This is a genomic window from Kutzneria sp. NPDC051319 (assembly GCF_040682195.1).
Lineage (GTDB): Bacteria > Actinomycetota > Actinomycetes > Mycobacteriales > Pseudonocardiaceae > Kutzneria.
The window spans coordinates 24,913-42,585 of the sequence record NZ_JBFBAM010000061.1 but is presented as its reverse complement, the minus strand read 5'-3'; the positions used below and the strand labels follow the sequence as shown (position 1 = coordinate 42,585).

Genomic DNA, 17,673 nt, shown 5'->3' with positions numbered 1-17,673 from the left:
AGTCCCTGTGCACATTGGTTCCCTCGCAAGCTCGGTCACAGCCCCACCCCGCTGGCGCTCGGCGGGTCCGCGACCCAAGTCCCTGTGCACATTGGTTCCCTCGCAAGCTCGGTCACAGTTGCACCCCGAGGCGGTCGATGGCGGATTCGATGGCGTTCCAGGCGGTCTGCCCCAGGCCGCAGATGGACGAGTCCCGCATGACCTGGCCGACGTCCCGCAGCAGCACTAGATCCTGGGCATCGCCCTTGCGCTGGACGATGCGGTGCAGGGCCTCTTCCTGGCGCACGGTGCCGATCCGGCACGGCACGCACTGCCCGCACGACTCGTCACGGAAGAACTCGGCTATGCGCAACAGGAATCCGCCGACGTCGACGGTGCCGTCGAGAACGAGCACGACGCCGGAACCGAGGGTGGTGCCGGCGGCGCGGGCGTCCTCCATGGTCAGCGGAAGGTCGATCTCGTCCGCCCGCAAGAACCCGCCGGCCGCGCCGCCGAGCAGCACCGCCCGCAGGTCCTCGACGCCGCCGGCCAGCTCCAGCAACTCCCGCAGCGTCGTGCCGAACGGCACCTCGTACACGCCGGGCCTGGGCACGGTTCCGGAGACGCAGAACAGCTTGGAGCCGGTGGACTGCGCGGTGCCGACCTGGTGGAACGCCTGGCAGCCCTCGGTCAGGATGAGCAGCACGTTGGCCAGCGTCTCCACATTGTTGACCACGGTCGGCTTGCCGAACAGGCCCTTCTCCACGGGAAACGGCGGCTTGCTGCGAGGCTCGCCGCGGAAGCCCTCGATGGAGTTGAAGATCGCGGTCTCCTCGCCGCAGATGTACGCCCCGGCGCCGCGCCGGATCTCGACGTCGAAATCGAACCCGGGCTGCCCCATGATGTTCGAGCCCAGGAAGCCGCGCTCGTGGGCGACGGAGATGGCGTTGGTCAGGGCCGCGAACGCCCTCGGGTACTCGCCACGGATGTACAGGTAGCCACGGGTGCACCCGGTGGCGTACGCGGCGACGGTCATCGCCTCGATCACCGCGAACGGGTCGCCCTCCATCAGCACCCGGTCCTTGAACGTCCCCGGCTCGCTCTCGTCGGCGTTGCACACCAGGTAGTGCGGGCGCTCGGGCTGGCCGGCGGTCGCGGCCCACTTGCGGCCGGTGGGGAACGCCGCCCCGCCCCGGCCCATCAGCTTGGCGTCGGTGACCTCGCGGATCACGCCCTGCGGACCGAGCAGGAAAGCGTTGCGCAGGGCCGCATATCCGCCGGCGGCGCGATAGTCGTCCAGGCTCAGGGGATCCACCGTGCCGACCCGCCGCAGCAGCCGCAGGGAGGAATCCCCCAGCTGCGGCAACGGAAGCTCGGGCATCAGATAGGAGGCATCCCCGCCGGCCTCGACGGCCAGCGCCGCCGGCGCGCGTTCGCAGACCCCCAGGCATGGGCTGCGAACCACGAAATCGGTCTGCGCGGCCACCAGCGCCTCGGCGCCGTTGACCTTGCAGGCCAGGTCCACGCAGACGTGCACGACCTTGCGTGGCCGCTCCTGCATGGAGAACAAGGAGTAGAAGGTGGCCACGCCGTAGGCCTCCGCCGGCGGCACGGACAGCCGACGGCAGATGTGGTTCAACGCGCCTTCGCTGATCCACCCCACGGCGTCGTTGGCCGCGTGCAGCGCCGGCAGCAGCTGATCACGGCCGCAATCGGTGCCCGCCAGTGCCATGTCGATGGCGTCTTGCTCCACTGTGGACGGAGAGGCCTCCAGGAAGCGCAGGTCCATCAGAGATTCACCAACTTGTCGACGCGGATGGCCGCCGCCTTGTACTCGGCCGTGCCCGCGACCGGGTCGGTGGCCTCGATGGTGATCACGTTGACGTCGACCTCGTCCGGGAAGTGGAAGGTCATGAAGGCCAGCCCGGGCCGCAGCCCCTCGTCGATCCGCACCGGGGCCACGATGGCCCCGCGCCGCGACGAGACCTGCACCATCTCGTCCGCCACGACGCCGAGGTCCAGAGCGTCCTGCGGGCACAGGTCCAGGGTCTCGCCGCGACGCATCGGGGACTCGAAGCCGCCCGACTGCACGCCCGTGTTGTAGGAGTCCAGCCGCCGCCCGGTGGTCAGCCGGAGCGGGAACTCCGTGCTCAGCTCGTCCACCGGCGGGCTGTGCCGCAGCACCGAGAACGGCGCCGGGCGACCCCGTTTGACGGGATCGGTCTCCCACAACCGGGCGTGCAGGAACGACGGTTCGAGGCTGTCCTCGTCCGGGCAGGGCCACTGAATGCCCCCGAGGTCGGCCAGCCGCGCGTAGCTCATTCCCCGGTGCATGGGGGAAAGCGCCCGCATCTCGTCCCACACCTGCTCCGCGCCGTCGTAGTGCCAGTCGTGACCCAGGCGCCGCGCCAGCTCGCAGAGCAGCTCGATGTCGTCCCTCGCGCCGTCGGGCGCGTTGACCGCCTTGCGCACCCGCTGCACCCGGCGCTCGCTGTTGGTGAAGGTGCCGTCCGTCTCGCACCACGCGGCCGAGGCCGGCAGCACGACATGGGCCAGCTGCGCGGTCTTGGTAAGGAAGATGTCCTGCACCACCACGTGGTCCAGATTGGACAGACGTTTGATCGTGTGCTCGCAGTCCGCCTCGGACTGCACGGGATTCTCGCCGATGATGTACACGGTGGTCATGTCGCCGCGTTCCATCGCCTCCAGCATCTGCGTGAGGTTCCAGCCCTTGCGGGGTTGGATCGACGAGCCCCACACCGCGTCGAAGGCCCGCCGCACGGCCGCGTCCTCCACGTCCTGGAAGCCGGGCAGCCGGTCCGGGATCGCGCCCATGTCCCCGCCGCCCTGCACGTTGTTCTGCCCGCGCAACGGGTTGAGCCCGGCCCCGTAGCGACCGACCTGCCCGGCCAGCAGCGACAGGTTGATCAGCGACAGCACGTTGTCGGTGCCGTTGTGGTGCTCGGTGATGCCCAGCGTCCACGACATCTGGGCCCGGTCGGCCCGGGCGTAGGCGTGCGCCAGCTCCCGGATCAGCTCGGCCGGCACGCCGGTCTCCAGCTCCGCCACCGGCAGCGTCCACTCTTCGACCGAGGCCGCGAACTCCTCGAAGCCCTCGGTGCCGCGCTCGATGAACGAGCGGTTGGCCAGTCCGGAGTGGATGATCTCGCGGGCGATGGCGTTGGCCAGCGGAATGTCCGTGCCCACGTTGAGCCGCAGCCACTTGTGCGCCCACTTGGCCGTGCTGGTCAGCCGCGGGTCGACGACGTAGAGCTTGGCGCCCTTGTTCACGGCCTTGAGCACGTGCTGGAAGAAGATCGGGTGCGCCTCGCGGGCGTTGGATCCCCACAGCACGATCAGGTCGGCGTCCTCGATCTCCTGGTACGACGAGGTGCCGCCGCCGCTGTCGAACACCTTGGCCAGGCCCGCGACGCTGGGGGCGTGGCAGGTCCGGTTGCAGGAGTCGACGTTGTTGGTGCCGATGACCGCGCGGGTGAACTTCTGCGCCACGTAGTTCATCTCGTTGGTGGCCCGCGCGCACGAGAACATGCCGAAGGCGTCGGGACCGCCGGCCTCGATGTTGCGCCGAAAGCCCTCCGCGGCCCGGTCCAGGGCCTCGTCCCAGCTCGCCGGCCGCAAGATGCCCGCCTCGCGGACCAGCGGCTGGGTGAGTCGGACGTAGGGTTCCCGCTTCCTCCGGCCCATCACGCCTCCCAAGTCTCCGACAGTGCAGACTGTATGCGATCTACGATATGCGCCTAGCACGATTCAGGGCAAGCAGGTCCACCGCCGCGTAGACGTTGCGCAGGGTGGGCGCGGGGACCCCGGTGAGGTCGGCCAGCTCCACGACGGCGCCGATGATGGCGTCGGTCTCCAACGCCTTGCCCGCCTCGAGGTCCTGCAGCATCGAGGTCTTGTGGTGCCCGACCCGCCGGGCCCCGTCGATGCGCTTCTCGATCGACACCGACGGCTCCGAACCGGCCGCCCGGGCGATGGCCACGGTCTCGGCCATCATCGCCGCGACGACCGCCCTGGTGTCGTCGTGCGCGCAGATCTCCGCCATGGTCGCGCCGGTCAGGGCACTGAGCGGATTGAAGGCGACGTTGCCCATGAGCTTGATCCAGATGTCGTCCCGCAGCCGCGGCTCGACCGGGCTCTTGAGCCCGCCGGCGATCATCGCCGCCGACAGGTCCTGGCAGCGCCGGGAGATCGAGCCGTCGGGCTCGCCGATGGAGAAGCGGGTGCCCTCCAGGTGCCGGATCACGCCCGGCTCCTCGATCTCCGTGGAGCAGTAGACGACGCAGCCGATGGCCCGGCGCACGTCGAGCACCTCGCTGACCGCGCCGCCGGGGTCGACGGCCTCGATCCGCCGCCCCTCCAGCGGATGTCCGGCCAGGCCGTGGAAGTACCACCACGGGATGCCGTTCTGCGCGGCCACGATGGCGGTGTCCGGGCCCAGCAGCGGCGCCAGCAGCTTGCCGCACGAGGCGTACGAGTTGGCCTTGAGTCCCAGGAAGACGAAGTCGGCCTCGCCGACCTCGGCGGGATCGTCGGTGGACGGCGGGTTGGCGGTGAAGTCGCCGCGTGGGCTGAGCACCCGCACCCCGTCGCGGCGCAACGCCGCGAGGTGCGCGCCGCGCGCGACCAGATGAACGTCGACACCGGCCCTGTGCAGGGCCGCCCCCACATAGGCGCCGATGGCGCCGGCGCCGAGAACAGCGACTTTCATGGCTCACCTCAGGTGTCGGCGGAGATTGAATACAGTATGCGATCTAACGACGTTCGACGGTACCCCTGCGCGAGTGTTACGTCCGGTAGCAGGTTGATTGCCCTGTGTGCACGATTTGCGGTACTCTGAGCACTCAAGGTGACCCGTCCCACGAGGAGTGTCTTTTGCATACGAAATTCTGTAACCTTTAAGCACCGATCCCGTTTGCTCAAGGAGGCACCAGGTGAGCGAGCCCGCGACACCGTTCCCCGGCGGAGCGGTCAACCGACGCCGGGCGACCCGCGGCACGCTCGGCGAAGCGGCCGGCCGCAAGGTGGAGCGCCCCGCCCCGCTGCGCCAGGCCGTCTACGAGGCCCTCATCGAACTGATCGTCAACCGCACCCTCCAACCCGGACAGCACCTCGTCGAGATCGAGCTCGCGGAGTACCTGGGGGTCAGCCGCCAGCCCGTTCGCGAGGCGCTGCAACGACTTCAGACCGAAGGCTGGGTGGATCTGCGACCCGCCCAGGGCGCCTTCGTGCACACGCCGACCGAACAGGAGGCCGACCAGCTGCTCAGCGTGCGCAGCGTGCTGGAGACGCACTCCGCCCGGTTGGCCGCCGAGCACGCCGGCGAACAGGACGTCGAGCAGCTCTGGGAGCTCCAGCGCGAAGGTGTGGACGCGCTGGCGGCGGACGACGTGGACCGCCTGGTCACGGCGAACGCCTCGCTGCACGCGTTCATCACGAACCTGTCGGGCAACGCGGTGCTGGCCGAGCTCATCGGCCTGGTCGACCGCAGGGTCCGCTGGTACTACACGCCCATCGCCCGCCCGCGGGGAGAAGACGCCTGGGGCGAGCACGAGCAGCTGATCCAAGCCATCGCCGCCGGCGACGCGGAGCAGGCCAGCCGGATCATGACCGTCCACACGGAACGAACCCGGCTGGCCTACCACGAGGAGCGTCAAGCCCAGACCCGATCGAACAGGTGATCGGGAACGGGCCGCTAGGCGGTGGTTGGGGCGCCGAAGCCCGAGGCCGCGGCCGACACCGTGGTCTTGGACTTCGGATGTCCCGGCTGGTGTAGGAACAACGTCAGACCGGCCGCGACGAGCGCGATGCAGCCGGCCAGCACGTACGCGCCGGTGTAACCCCAGCTCGAGACCACCATGGCGCCGAGACCGCCGCCACCGACACCGCCCACGAGCTTGGCGCTGTACACCAGGCCGTAGTTGGTGGCGTTGTAGTTCTCACCGAAGTAGTCCGGCACCAGGGCGGCGAACAGCGGGTAGAAAGCGCCCCCGCCGAAGCCGACCAGGAACGCGAACACCATGAACAGGGCGATGTTCTCCGTGTTGCCCGAGTAGACCAGGCCGAACTGCGCGATGCCGGCGATCACCAGCACCAGGGTGAGCGTCTGCCGGCGTCCGATGTGGTCGGACAGCCAGCCGACGAGAGCCCGGCCGGTTCCGTTCACGATGGACAGCACGCCAGCCGACGACGCCGCCACGAACGGCCCGAAGTGGCTGGCCGTGGCGAACTGGACCTGGAAGTTGATCCCGAACAGCGACACCCCGCCGATGATCACCAGCGAGACCCACATCAGCGGCAGCATGCCGCTGCGGATCGCCTCCCCCGGCGTGAACTGCCGCACCGCGGGCGGGTTCTTGGCCAGGCTCTTGTTCGTCTTCGTGTTGCGCGACCACTCCTTCGGGTCGATGTGCTCGGGCCACCAGTTCTTCGGCGGATCCCGGAACATCAGCCCGCAGAACACGACCACGATCAGCATGTACACGCCGATCAGGGACAGGATCAGGGTCGTGCTGGCCGGCGTGAGCACCGCACTGAAGATGTAGATGAACGGCACCGCGCCGTAGGCGAAGCCCCCGTTGACGAATCCGGTCCGCGCACCGCGCTTCTCCGGGTACCACTTGCCGACCATGTTGATGCACGTGGCGTACACGAGGCCCGCGCCGATGCCGCCGCAGACCGAGTAACCGAGAAACGCCAGCCCGAGGTTGCCACTGAACGCGATGGTGAAGTAGCCGACGCCCGACAATGCCGCGCCCAACAACATTGCCGACCGGGCCGAGACCACGTTGCGCTCACGTAAGCGTCCCGCGGGGAACGCGATGGCGGCCTGGAAGACCGCCCACACCGTCGCCAACCAGAACACCTCGGTCAGCGTCCAACCGTTCTTCTGCTGCAACGTCTTGACCACGGCGCCCCAGCCGTACTCGTAGACGCTCACCGCGATCATCGCGATCCACGGCAGCCAGACCATCCAGGATCGGGATCGCCCCATGAGGTCCTGGGGACTCTCGCCGATCCGGTAGACCCTGCCGTTGTCGTCAGTCAACTCCCTGTAACTGGTGGAACTTGTGGTCATCAGAGCCTCTTTCGCGTCTTTGCGAGTCCCCAGTTCCCCTGTGTGTCCCTCCGAAGGCGTCTCAGATCACGAGTGAAAGCGGCTAAGTCTGGACCGGCATCATGCCTCCAAACCGGCTGAAAGTCAGCCCTCCAGAAGACCGGCTTCTCGGGCCCAGCGGTACTTCGCGCCGAGCACGGCCACGGGCTTCTCCGTGGTGTACGGGTAGGCCACGATCCCGTGGCGGTACAGGAACTCGGCGGCTTCCTCCACCTCGACGTCGCCCGACAGCGACGCCACGACCGGCTTGTGGATGCCGTGTTCCCGGTACTGCTCGACCACGTCGACGACGAGCTCGGCGAAGACCATGGGCGGCGTGACGATGGTGTGCCAGTAGCCCAGGATCAGCGCGTGCACCCGCTCGTCGGCCAGGCCGAGCGCGATGGTGTTGCGATAGGTCGACGGCGGTTCGCCGCCGGTGATGTCGACGGGATTGCCGGCCGCGCCGAACGGCGGGATGTATTCCCGGAAGGACCTGTCCAGATCCTCCGGAATGGACATCAGCGTGAGGCCGTTGTCCACGCAGGCGTCCGACAGCAGCACACCCGAGCCGCCGGCGCCGGTGATGATCACGACGTTCTCGCCCTTGGGGGTCGGCAGCAGCGGCACGCCACGGGCGTACTCCAGCATGTCGTTCAGGCCCGGCGCCCGGATGACGCCGCTCTGCCGCAGGATGTCGTCGTAGACCTTGTCGTTGCCGGCCAACGCCCCCGTGTGGGAGCTGGCCGCCTTGGCGCCCTGCGCCGTGCGGCCGGCCTTGAGCACCACGATCGGCTTGGTCCGGGAGACCCGCTTGGCCGTCTCCGCGAAGGACCGGCCGTCCTTGAGGTCCTCCAGGTGCATGGCGATCAGGTTGGTGTTGTCGTCGTGCTCGAAGAACGTCAGCAGGTCGTCCTCGTCGATGTCGGCCTTGTTGCCGACGCCGACGATCGCCGACACGCCCATCTGCGCCGACCGGCTGAAGCCGAGGATGGCCATGCCGATGCCGCCGCTCTGCGAGGACAGCGCCACCCCGCCCTGCACGTCGTACGGCGTGCAGAACGTCGCCGACAGGTGCTCCGGCGTGTAGTAGTAGCCGTAGATGTTCGGCCCGAGGATGCGCACGTCGTGCTCACGAGCGATCCTCACGATCTCGTCCTGCAGCTCGTGGTTGCCGGTCTCGCCGAAGCCGGACGGGATGAGGATCGCGCCGGCAACCCCCTTCTCGCCCACTTCACGCAGGGCCTGCGGCACGAACTTGGCCGGGATGGCGAACACCGCCACGTCCACGTCGCCGGGCACGTCGCCGATGCTGGCGAAGGCCTTGCGCTCCAGTATCTCCGTGGCCTTCGGGTTGATCGGGTAGATCTCCCCGCGGTAGCCGCCGTTGACCAGGTTCTTCATCACCGAGTTGCCGATCTTGCCGTCCTCGGCCGACGCCCCGATCACCGCCACCGCGGCCGGCTTCATGATCCGGTTCATCGCGGCGAGGATCTCCTGCTGGGAGAACCGGAACGGCTCGGCGGCCGCATCGGCGTCGACCAGCACCCGCACGTCCACCGCGGTCGCGCCGGTCGGCGTGGCCAGCACCGGGTTGAGGTCCACTTCGGACAGCTGCGGGAAATCCGTGACCAGGTCGGAAACGCGGGTGATCAGGTCGGCGATGGCCTCCCGGTCGGCCGGCTCCGCGCCGCGCACGCCGCGCAGGATCTCGGCCGCCGCGATGCCGTCGATCATGGACATCGCCTGCGAGCGATCCGTCGGCGCCAGCCGGAAGGTGACGTCCTTGAGCACCTCGACCAGCACACCGCCGAGGCCGAAGGCCACGATCTTGCCGAAGGTCTGGTCGGTGGTCGCCCCGACGATGACCTCCTGCCCGGCCGGCAGCATCTGCTGCACCTGGATGCCGAGGATCCTGGCGTTCGGGTCGTAGATCTTGGCATTGGCCGTGATGGTGCGGAATCCGTGCGCCACCTGGGCGGCGTCGGACATGCCCACCAGCACGCCGCCGGCCTCGGTCTTGTGCAGGATGTCCGGCGACACGATCTTGAGCACCACCGGGAAGCCCATCCGCTCGGCCAGCTCCACCGCCTGCTCGGAGTCGGTGGCCAGTCCCTCGTCGGGCGTGGCGATGCCGTACGCGTCGCAGACGATCTTGCCCTCGGGCGCGGTCAGCGAGTCGCGGCCGTCCGCCGCGACCTGCGCCAGCACCTTCTGGACCGCCTCGCGGTCGTAATTCCCCATTCCCAATCCCTCAGATCACGCCGGCGGCGCGCAGCCGCTCCAGCTGGTCGGGTCCGTAGCCCAGGTCGCCGAGCACTTCGGCGTTGTGCTCGCCCAGCAGCGGCGAGCGGGTGATGTCCACCGGCGAGTCCGACAGCTTGAGCGGGCAGCCGACCGTCTTGTACGTGCCGCGGCCCGGGTGCGCCACCTCGACCACGGAGCCCAGCTCGGCCAGCGTCTCGTCCTCGATGAGCTCCTTGGTCGACAGGATCGGCCCGCACGGCACGTTGACCGCGTTGAGCTGCTCCATGACGTCCCACTTGGTGAGGTTGCTGGTCCAGTCCTCGACCATCGCGAACACCTTGTCCAACTTGGACAGTCGCGCCTCCGGCGTCGCCCACTGCGGGTCGTCGGCCAGCTCCGGCTTGCCGATCAGCTCGGTGATCGGCCGCCAGCCGGGCGGCTGGATGATCACGTAGATGTAGTCGTTGGGGCCGCCGGGCGCGCAGCGCACCGCCCAGCCCGGCTGCCCGCCGCCGGAAGCGTTGCCGGAACGGGGGACCTCGTCGCCGAAGCTCTCGTTCGGGTACTCCCCCAGCGGTCCGTGGACCAGGCGCTGCTGGTCGCGCAGCTTGACCCGGCACAGGTTGAGCACCGCGTCCTGCATGGCCACCTGCACCCGCTGCCCACGGCCGGAGTTGGTGCGCTGGTACAGCGCCGCCAGGATCGCGGCCACCAGGTGGATGCCCGTGCCGGAGTCGCCGATCTGGGCGCCGGTCGCGGTGGGCGGGCCCTCCTCGAAGCCGGTGGTGCTCATCGAGCCGCCCATGGCCTGCGCGATCACCTCGTAGGCCTTGAAGTCGGCGTAGCGCCCGGGGCCGAAACCCTTGACGGAGGCGTAGATCAGCCGCGGGTTGAGCTCGGCCAGCTTCTCCCAGGAGAAGCCGAAGCGGTCGATCACGCCCGGCCCGAAGTTCTCCACCAGGATGTCCACATCGGACACCAGCTGGCCGAAGATCCTGGCGCCGTCCTCGCTCTTCATGTTGAGCGTGATGCTGCGCTTGTTGGAGTTCAACATGGTGAAGTAGAGGCTGTCCTCGCCCGGGATGTCCCGGAGCTGGCCGCGGGTGATGTCCCCGCGGCCCGGCGTCTCCAGCTTGATCACGTCCGCGCCCAGCCAGGCCAGCAGCTGGGTGGACGACGGACCGGACTGCACGTGGGTCATGTCGAGGACGCGCACGCCCTCCAGCGCCTTGCCCATAGCGACTCCCAAACTCACTTGTACATGGTCTGGTTCATGGTTCCGGGGGCGTACGCGTCCGGGTCGACCCAGACGTTGATCAGCGACGGCAGGCCGGACTCGCGGGCGCGCAGCAGCGCCGGGCCGATGTCGGCCGGGTCGCGCACCTCCTCGCCGTAGCCGCCGAGCATCTTGGCGAACTCGCTGTAGCGCACGTCGCCCAGCGTGTTGCCGACGCGTTCCCTGGCCAGGCCGTACTTCTGAGCCTGGCCGTAGCGGATCTGGTTCATCGACGAGTTGTTGCCGACGATGCCGACGAACGGCAGGTTGAAGCGGACCAGCGTCTCGAAGTCCCAGCCGGTCATGGAGAACGCGCCGTCACCGAAGAGCGCCACGACCTCCTTGTCGGGCCGGGCCAGCTTGGCCGCCATCACGAAGGAGATGCCGACGCCGAGCGTGCCCAGCGGGCCCGGGTCCATCCAGTGGCCGGGCGAGCGGGGCTGCAGCACCTGGCCGGAGAAGGTGACGATGTCGCCGCCGTCGCCGACGTAGATGGAGTCCTCGGTGATGAACTGGTTGATCTCGTGCATCAGCCGGTACGGGTGGATCGGGTTGGCGTCGGAGTGCAGCTGCGGCAACCGCTTCTGCCGCGCCTGGTCCTCGACCTTGTGCAGCTCCTCCAGCCACGGCTTGCGGCCGGTCGCGCCGTTGTCGACCCGGCCGGAGGCGGCGGCGGTGACCGAGGCCAGGATCAGGCCGGCGTCGCCGACGATGCCGAGGTCGATGTCCCGGTTCTTGCCGACGGTGCGGTAGTCCAGGTCGATCTGCACCACGGTCGCCTTGGTGGAAAGCCTTCGCCCGTACCCCATCCGGAAGTCGAAGGGGGTGCCGACGATGACGATCACGTCGGCGTTGTCGAAGGCGTAGCGGCGCGACAGCTGGAGGTGGTGCGGGTCGCCGGGCGGCAGCGAGCCGCGGGCGGCGCCGTTCATGAAGGCCGGGATGTTCAGGTTGCGCACCAGGTCGATGGCCGCGTTGGTGCCCCGCGTGGTCCAGACCTGGCTGCCGAGCAGGATCGCCGGCTTTTTGGCGTGCACCAACAGGTCCGCGAGCTTCTCCACCGCCTCGGGGTCGCCGGCCTGCCGGGTCGAGGCGCGGTAGCGGCCGGCCTGCGGCACGCGGGCCTTCTCCACCGGCACCTTGCCGTCCAGCACGTCGCGCGGGATCTCCAGGTACGACGGGCCGGGCGCGCCGTTGAGGGCCTCCCGGAACGCCATCGACACCATGTCCGCCGCCCGGGCCGTGTCCGGCACCGTGGCACTGAACTTGGTGATCGGGTTCATCATGTCGACGTGCGGCAAGTCCTGCAGTGAGCCCATCTTGTGCTGCGTCAGGGCTCCCTGGCCGCCGATGAGCAGCATCGGGCTCTCCGCGCGGAAGGCGTTGGCCACGCCGGTGACCGCGTTCGTCGTGCCCGGGCCCGCGGTGACCACTGCGCAACCCGGCGTGCCCGTCACGCGGGCGTACCCGTCGGCGGCGTGCGCGGCGACCTGCTCGTGGCGGACGTCGATGACCCTGATGCCCTCGTCGACGCATCCGTCGTAGATATCGATGATGTGCCCGCCGCACAGGGTGAATATCGTGTCGACGCCCTCGGCCTTGAGCGCCTTCGCGACGAGATGGCCACCGGTGATCATCTGGGGCGCGGGGGCGGATCCGTTCGCCGTCTGGCTGTCTACCACGGGTTCTGTTCCCACCATGCTGGTCAACTCCTCGCCGGCTCCGCTGCACTGTAGATTGCATACGATATGGAGTAGGCATATGCTTACGCCTGTTCCGGCCCGGTGTCCAGAGCAAGTCGAGAAGATTTCGCGATCTTGGCGCCCAGGGGAAAGCCCAGCCCGAGGGAAAAATCCACAGGGCGGAAGACCCCGGCCGGCCCCAGCCACCCCGCGCGAGTTCTCCAGGAGGGCCGCACGTTGGATCTGTTCGAACACGAGGCCAGGGATCTGTTCGCCCGTCACGGTGTGCCGGTGCCACCGGGCGAGGTGACCAGCACCGCCGCGGGCGCCCACGCCGCCGCCGTGGACATCGGCGGACCGGCCGTGGTCAAGGCCCAGGTGAAGGTCGGCGGCCGCGGCAAGGCCGGCGGCGTCAAGCTGGCGCGGACGCCCACCGAGGCGCGGGCCGCCGCCGAGGCCATACTCGGCATGGACATCAAGGGGCACACCGTGCACAAGGTGCTGGTGACCGCCGCGTCCACGATCGCCGACGAGTACTACTTCTCCTTCCTGCTGGACCGGGCCAACCGGACGTGGCTGGCGATGGCCTCGGCCGAGGGCGGCATGGACATCGAGGAGGTCGCCGCCACCCGGCCCGACGCCCTGGTGCGGCGGCCCGTGGTCGACATGGACCTGGGCCAGGCGGCCGACATCGCCCTGGCGGCCGGACTTCCGGCCGCGGCGGCCGAGGTGATCGTCAAGCTGTGGGACGTGTTCGTGGCCGAGGACTGCACCCTGGTCGAGGTGAACCCGCTGGTGCGCACCGAATCCGGCGAGATCATCGCGCTGGACGGCAAGGTCACCCTGGACGAGAGCGCCTCGTTCCGGCATGCTCAGCGTCCGTTCGGCACCGAGGTGTCCGACCCGCTGGAGCGGGCCGCGCACGCCAAGGGGCTCAACTACGTCAAGCTGACCGGCGACGTCGGCGTGATCGGCAACGGTGCCGGGCTGGTGATGTCCACTTTGGACGTCGTCGCCCAGGCCGGCGGGGCCGGGCCGGCGAACTTCCTCGACATCGGCGGCGGCGCGTCGGCGCAGGTGATGGCCGACGGGCTGGAGATCATCCTCGGCGACGCCGACGTTCGCAGCGTCTTCGTGAACGTGTTCGGCGGCATCACCGCCTGCGACGCCGTCGCCGACGGCATCCTGCAGGCGTTGGGAATGCTGGGTTCCCGCGCCACCAAGCCACTGGTGGTGCGGTTGGACGGCAACAACGTCAAGCGGGGGCGGGAGATCCTGGTCGAGGCCGGGCATCCCCTCGTGACGATGGTGGAGACGATGGACGACGCGGCGCGCACCGCCGCCCGGCTCGCGGCGCAGGGAGCGTGACATGGCGATCTTCATCGACGAGGGCAGCCGGGTTGTCGTGCAGGGCATGACCGGCTCCGAGGGCAGCAAGCACACCGCACGGATGCTGCGGTCCGGCACCACCATCGTCGGCGGCGTCAACGCCCGCAAGGCCGGGCAGTCGTTGGCCGTCGAGGGCAGGACCCTGCCGGTGTTCGGCGGCGTGGCCGAGGCCATGGCCGCCACCGGCGCCGACGTGTCGGTGCTGTTCGTGCCGCCGCCGTTCGTCAAGGCGGCCGTGATCGAGGCCGTCGACGCCGGCATCGGGCTGGCCGTCGTGATCACCGAGGGCGTGCCGGTGCACGACACCGCCGCGTTCTGGGCCCACTCCGCCGGCAGCAGGACCCGGATCATCGGGCCCAACTGCCCCGGCGTGATCAGCCCCGGCAAGTGCAACGCCGGCATCATTCCGGCCGACATCACCAAGCCCGGCCGGGTCGGCGTGGTGTCCAAGTCCGGCACGCTGACCTACCAGCTGATGCACGAGCTGCGGGACTTCGGCTGCTCCACCGCCGTCGGCATCGGCGGCGACCCCATCGTCGGCACCACCCACATCGACGCGCTGCGGGCGTTCCAGGACGATCCGGAGACCGAGCTCATCGTCATGATCGGCGAGATCGGCGGCGACGCCGAGGAGCGGGCCGCCGCCTTCGTGCAGCAGCACGTCACCAAGCCCGTCGTCGGCTACGTCGCCGGTTTCACCGCGCCCGAGGGCAAGACCATGGGCCACGCCGGCGCCATCGTCTCCGGCTCCTCCGGCACCGCCGCCGCCAAGAAGGTCGCGCTGGAGGCCGCCGGCATCGCCGTCGGCCGCACTCCCGGCGAGACCGCCCTGCTGGCCCGGGAACTGCTCACCGGGTGACCGAACGCCGAGCGGCGATCCGGTGCCGATCCCGGATCGCCGCTCGGATCTCAGTTGACCCCCGTCGCAGCGTCAAGGTGTTTGCTGCGGCCATGCGGATCGGCGAACTGGCCGGCTTGGCCGGGGTGACAACACGGACCGTGCGGCACTACCACCGCATCGGTCTCCTGCCCGAGCCCTCCCGGCGGGAGAACGGCTATCGCCGTTACGAACTGCGGGATCTCGTGCTCCTGCTGCGCACCCGGCGCCTCGTCGAGCTCGGGCTGTCCCTGGAAGAGGCCGCCGATGCCCTCTCCAGCGACAACGGGGGCGACCTCGTCGAGATCGTCCAGGAGCTCGACGCCGACCCCGAGGCCCTCCTGGCCGCCGTCAGCGCCGGCATGTCCGCCGCCCAGGTCCGCTGCCTCCGGCTCATGTTCGCCTACTGGCAGGAAGACATGCCGTGATCCGGCTGCGAATGCGGGATGTCGGTGGACGGGAGACGCGTGGGGTTCCTGCTCACCCTCCCCCGAGGCCGAGCAGGAACCACACGGGCGGCCGAGTCGGATCTCTCCCCTGGTCCGCACGCCCGCCCCTCGTCAGGCGCGTGGGCCATTCGACTCAACCAGTCCACCCCTCGGACGGCAACGGGCCACAAGACCAGTTGACCACCGCTCGACCAGTCTATGGCTGCCGCCGAGGGTGTCAACTACTCTTGGGTAGGTCGACCCCGGCGGGGCGACATCAGTTGAGCGGAGTGGGGGACGCTGTGCTGAGCTTCCGGGACAAACTCAATGCCGCCTTCGACGCGGTGCGGCCGAACGGCCCGGAAGGGCCGGAGTACCGCAACACGGAGGTGGCGGCGGCGCTGGGCGAGCTGGGTGTGAAGGTGACCGGCTCGTACATCGGCATGCTGCGCGGCGGCGAGCGGGACAACCCGACGGTGAACGTGGTCCAGGGCCTGGCGACGTTCTTCGACCTGGACCCGGTGTACTTCCTGACGCCGACCACGCCGCAGGCGGCCGAGAAGGTGGCGGGCATCCACCGGGACCTGATGCGGCTGGCCGAGTGGCGCGACAAGGGCGTCCTCGCCTTCGCCCTGCGGGCCATGCTGCTGGAGCAGGACAGCGGCCAGCTCGCGGAGGCGGCGAAGGTGCTGCTCGAACAGGTGATGGAGTTACGCCGGACCGACCGTGAAGCGGGCAGCTAGGGACCGGAACAACGCCGGCACGGCGATGGCCAACTGGCGACCGGTGCCGACGCTGACCCGCCGGCTGAGCACGTCGTAGTCGGCCCGCTCGATGGCGCCGAGAATGCCGCCGTACAGGTCGATGCCGGCGAGCGCGGTCTGACGGCCGGTGGGGTGCAGCAGCGGAATCCCGGCCCGGGCCTGGCGGTACAGCTCCCGGGTGCGGGCGATCTCGAAGCGGAGCAGCTCGGTCAACGCCGGCCCGGGCACGATCTCGGTGACGTCGAAGCGGCGGAGGTCCTCGGCCGGCAGGTAGACGCGGCCCCGACGAAGGTCGTCGCCGACGTCGCGGAGGATGTTGGTGAGCTGGAAGGCGAGGCCCATGGCCCGCATGGCCGCCAGCGCCTCGTCGGACGAAGCGCCGAGAACCGGGGCCAGCTGCAAGGCCATGGTCCCGGCGGCGCCGTGCATGTAGACCTCGAGATCGGCATACGTCTCGTACGAGGTGACGACCAGGTCCGAGGCCATGGCGTCGAGGAAGGTCTCGACGAGATGCCGGGGAATGTCCCAGGTCCGCATGGTGTGCAGCAACGCCCCGGCGATCTCGTCGGAGGTCTCGCCGGCCTTGAGGTCGGCCAGGATCCGGTCCCGCCATGCAGCGAAGGACGACGTGTCGACGCCGTCGACCATCTCGTCGGCGTGCCGGGCGAAGCCGTAGACGGCGTGCGCGTGTGGCCGTTTGGCCGGCGGCAGCAGCAACGACGCCACGTAGTAGGACTTGTCGTGCGAGACGAGCAACTGCTTGCACCGCAGGTAACACGCGCGCAGCCGGGGATCGCGGATACCGGCGGCATCGAGCTCAGAGGTCACGACTGTCCCTGGTAGGAGGCCAACACTTCGTCGAGCGGACGGGAACGCACGGCCCGCGCGATCTCCAGCCACCAGTCTATGTCCCCGGCCAGATCCGGCCCGTCCAGCCCGACCGAGCCGGACATGGTGGGGTGCAAGGCAAGCAACCCGTCCCACAGCTCGATGACCCGCCGGTACACCAGGGCGTGCTGTTGCCCGGGCCGCAGCCGCAGACGGTCCTGCCACTCGGACCGGGGCGGGTCGAGTGTGACGACGGAGCCGCTCAGGCTGCGCCACAACGGATACAGCCGCCGCCGATGCCGGTAGTGCCGCAGCGAGCGGGCAAATCCCTCGACCCGAGGCCCCCAGCCGGGCGCGGTCACGCCGATGAAGGCGGGCAGCAGGCTCAACGCGACCAGGGCGCCGTCGCCCTGCAACTCGGGCCACGGCGGGATGATCCCGACCGCCTCGGTCAGCTGGTAACCGATCACGTGCGCGCAGAACACGAGCCCGAACACGCAGCCGACGGTGTGGATGCGCAGTCCGCGCCGCAGCCACAGTAGGTCGGCCTTGGCCGCCCACCGCCATGACGTGACGGTGAAACTCGCGATGGTGTAAGCGAAGTAGCTGACGATGACGATGTACGTCAGCGCCGCGACGGGATGCACCGGGCCGGGCGTGACCATCCGACCGGCGGGTCCGCTCAGGAAGTTCACATCACGGGGCCGAGTCGCGAACAGGATCAGCCCGACCGTCAACGCCGACACGCCCAGCACCGCCGACCGCCGCACGGACGAAGCGACCTTGACCCGCTGCAAGGGATCCGTGCGGTCGGAGGTCGCCAGCCAGTAGAAGGCCTGCGTTAAAAAGCCGCCCGCACAAGCGATCACGTGCAGCAGCGTCCACGCGAGTGCCCAGCCGGCCCACCGGTCCACGGCCATCGCGATGGACTCGATCTCCAACGGCACAGCCAGAAACCACGCGACGAAGCCCAACGCCAGCACATGCCCGGGCCGCCGGTCGACGGTGACGCGCACGAGCATGCGCAGCCGGGTCATCAGGGCGGCAGCGGCCACGACGACCGTCACCACGAGCGCCGCGGTCAGCACG

14 protein-coding genes are annotated in these 17,673 nt (G+C 69.4%); 5 read left to right on the top strand and 9 right to left on the bottom strand.

Translation table 11 applies throughout. The annotated features are described in order from the left end of the window. Nucleotides 1–112: 112 nt before the first annotated feature. The 3 genes from AB0M73_RS37990 to AB0M73_RS37980 are packed head-to-tail and all read right to left on the bottom strand — an operon-like array spanning nt 113 to nt 4,708. On the bottom strand, nt 113–1,768 hold the full coding sequence (locus AB0M73_RS37990) for an NADH-ubiquinone oxidoreductase-F iron-sulfur binding region domain-containing protein (protein ID WP_363901731.1): 1,656 nt from the start codon (nt 1,766–1,768) through the stop codon (nt 113–115). Further along, on the bottom strand, nt 1,768–3,684 hold the full coding sequence (locus tag AB0M73_RS37985; protein ID WP_363901728.1) for a molybdopterin-dependent oxidoreductase: 1,917 nt from the start codon (nt 3,682–3,684) through the stop codon (nt 1,768–1,770). Before AB0M73_RS37985 ends, AB0M73_RS37990 begins: the two co-directional genes overlap by 1 nt. 40 nt (nt 3,685–3,724) lie before the next feature. Continuing rightward, nucleotides 3,725–4,708, bottom strand: a complete 984-nt coding sequence (locus tag AB0M73_RS37980; RefSeq protein ID WP_363901725.1) for a 2-dehydropantoate 2-reductase — start codon at nt 4,706–4,708, stop codon at nt 3,725–3,727. A 223-nt stretch (nt 4,709–4,931) separates the two neighbouring features. Here AB0M73_RS37980 and AB0M73_RS37975 point away from each other — a divergent pair, with 223 nt between their 5' ends. Continuing rightward, a complete protein-coding gene (locus AB0M73_RS37975; RefSeq protein WP_363901722.1) occupies nt 4,932–5,678 on the top strand; it encodes a GntR family transcriptional regulator in 747 nt (248 codons plus the stop codon). Nucleotides 5,679–5,692: 14 nt separating this feature from the next. Here AB0M73_RS37975 and AB0M73_RS37970 read toward each other — a convergent pair whose 3' ends face one another. The 4 genes from AB0M73_RS37970 to AB0M73_RS37955 form a co-directional block, all read right to left on the bottom strand. Continuing rightward, nucleotides 5,693–7,075, bottom strand: a complete 1,383-nt coding sequence (locus tag AB0M73_RS37970; protein WP_363901719.1) for an OFA family MFS transporter — start codon at nt 7,073–7,075, stop codon at nt 5,693–5,695. 123 nt (nt 7,076–7,198) lie between these two features. Beyond that, on the bottom strand, nt 7,199–9,337 hold the full coding sequence (locus tag AB0M73_RS37965; protein WP_363901716.1) for an acetate--CoA ligase family protein: 2,139 nt from the start codon (nt 9,335–9,337) through the stop codon (nt 7,199–7,201). Between the two features lie 10 nt (nt 9,338–9,347). After that, nucleotides 9,348–10,577, bottom strand: coding sequence for a formyl-CoA transferase (gene frc, locus AB0M73_RS37960; protein ID WP_363901714.1), 1,230 nt, complete (start codon nt 10,575–10,577; stop codon nt 9,348–9,350). Between the two features lie 14 nt (nt 10,578–10,591). Continuing rightward, on the bottom strand, nt 10,592–12,316 hold the full coding sequence (locus AB0M73_RS37955; protein ID WP_363901711.1) for a thiamine pyrophosphate-binding protein: 1,725 nt from the start codon (nt 12,314–12,316) through the stop codon (nt 10,592–10,594). Nucleotides 12,317–12,400: 84 nt separating this feature from the next. On the opposite strand from AB0M73_RS37955, the gene sucC reads away from it, so the two are divergent. From sucC to AB0M73_RS37935, 4 genes are all read left to right on the top strand, one after another. Next, nucleotides 12,401–13,666 (top strand): ADP-forming succinate--CoA ligase subunit beta, encoded by a 1,266-nt coding sequence (gene sucC / locus AB0M73_RS37950; RefSeq protein WP_363901708.1) that lies wholly within the window; start codon nt 12,401–12,403, stop codon nt 13,664–13,666. Between the two features lies 1 nt (nt 13,667). Next, on the top strand, nt 13,668–14,546 hold the full coding sequence (gene sucD, locus AB0M73_RS37945; RefSeq protein ID WP_363901705.1) for a succinate--CoA ligase subunit alpha: 879 nt from the start codon (nt 13,668–13,670) through the stop codon (nt 14,544–14,546). Between the two features lie 92 nt (nt 14,547–14,638). Then, nucleotides 14,639–14,992, top strand: coding sequence for a MerR family transcriptional regulator (locus tag AB0M73_RS37940; RefSeq protein WP_363901703.1), 354 nt, complete (start codon nt 14,639–14,641; stop codon nt 14,990–14,992). A gap of 290 nt (nt 14,993–15,282) precedes the next feature. Continuing rightward, complete coding sequence (locus AB0M73_RS37935) at nt 15,283–15,735, top strand: XRE family transcriptional regulator (RefSeq protein WP_157495096.1); 453 nt, start codon at nt 15,283–15,285, stop codon at nt 15,733–15,735. Here AB0M73_RS37935 and AB0M73_RS37930 read toward each other — a convergent pair. Both AB0M73_RS37930 and AB0M73_RS37925 read right to left on the bottom strand, forming a co-directional pair. After that, nucleotides 15,703–16,584, bottom strand: coding sequence for a phytoene/squalene synthase family protein (locus AB0M73_RS37930; RefSeq protein ID WP_363901699.1), 882 nt, complete (start codon nt 16,582–16,584; stop codon nt 15,703–15,705). The two genes, AB0M73_RS37935 and AB0M73_RS37930, sit on opposite strands and share 33 nt — an antisense overlap. Then, a complete protein-coding gene (locus tag AB0M73_RS37925; RefSeq protein ID WP_363901696.1) occupies nt 16,581–17,672 on the bottom strand; it encodes an MAB_1171c family putative transporter in 1,092 nt (363 codons plus the stop codon). The genes AB0M73_RS37930 and AB0M73_RS37925 overlap by 4 nt, the downstream gene beginning before the upstream one ends. Between the last annotated feature and the right edge of the window lies 1 nt (nt 17,673).

Coding starts and splice junctions, on each gene's coding strand:
- sucD (WP_363901705.1), top strand. CDS start 13,668: ATGGCGATCTTCATCGACGAGGGCAGCCGGGTTGTCGTGCAGGGCATG.
- AB0M73_RS37970 (WP_363901719.1), bottom strand. CDS start 7,075: ATGACCACAAGTTCCACCAGTTACAGGGAGTTGACTGACGACAACGGC.
- frc (WP_363901714.1), bottom strand. CDS start 10,577: ATGGGCAAGGCGCTGGAGGGCGTGCGCGTCCTCGACATGACCCACGTG.
- AB0M73_RS37980 (WP_363901725.1), bottom strand. CDS start 4,708: ATGAAAGTCGCTGTTCTCGGCGCCGGCGCCATCGGCGCCTATGTGGGG.
- AB0M73_RS37955 (WP_363901711.1), bottom strand. CDS start 12,316: ATGGTGGGAACAGAACCCGTGGTAGACAGCCAGACGGCGAACGGATCC.
- AB0M73_RS37965 (WP_363901716.1), bottom strand. CDS start 9,337: ATGGGGAATTACGACCGCGAGGCGGTCCAGAAGGTGCTGGCGCAGGTC.
- AB0M73_RS37940 (WP_363901703.1), top strand. CDS start 14,639: ATGCGGATCGGCGAACTGGCCGGCTTGGCCGGGGTGACAACACGGACC.
- AB0M73_RS37990 (WP_363901731.1), bottom strand. CDS start 1,768: ATGGACCTGCGCTTCCTGGAGGCCTCTCCGTCCACAGTGGAGCAAGAC.
- AB0M73_RS37985 (WP_363901728.1), bottom strand. CDS start 3,684: ATGGGCCGGAGGAAGCGGGAACCCTACGTCCGACTCACCCAGCCGCTG.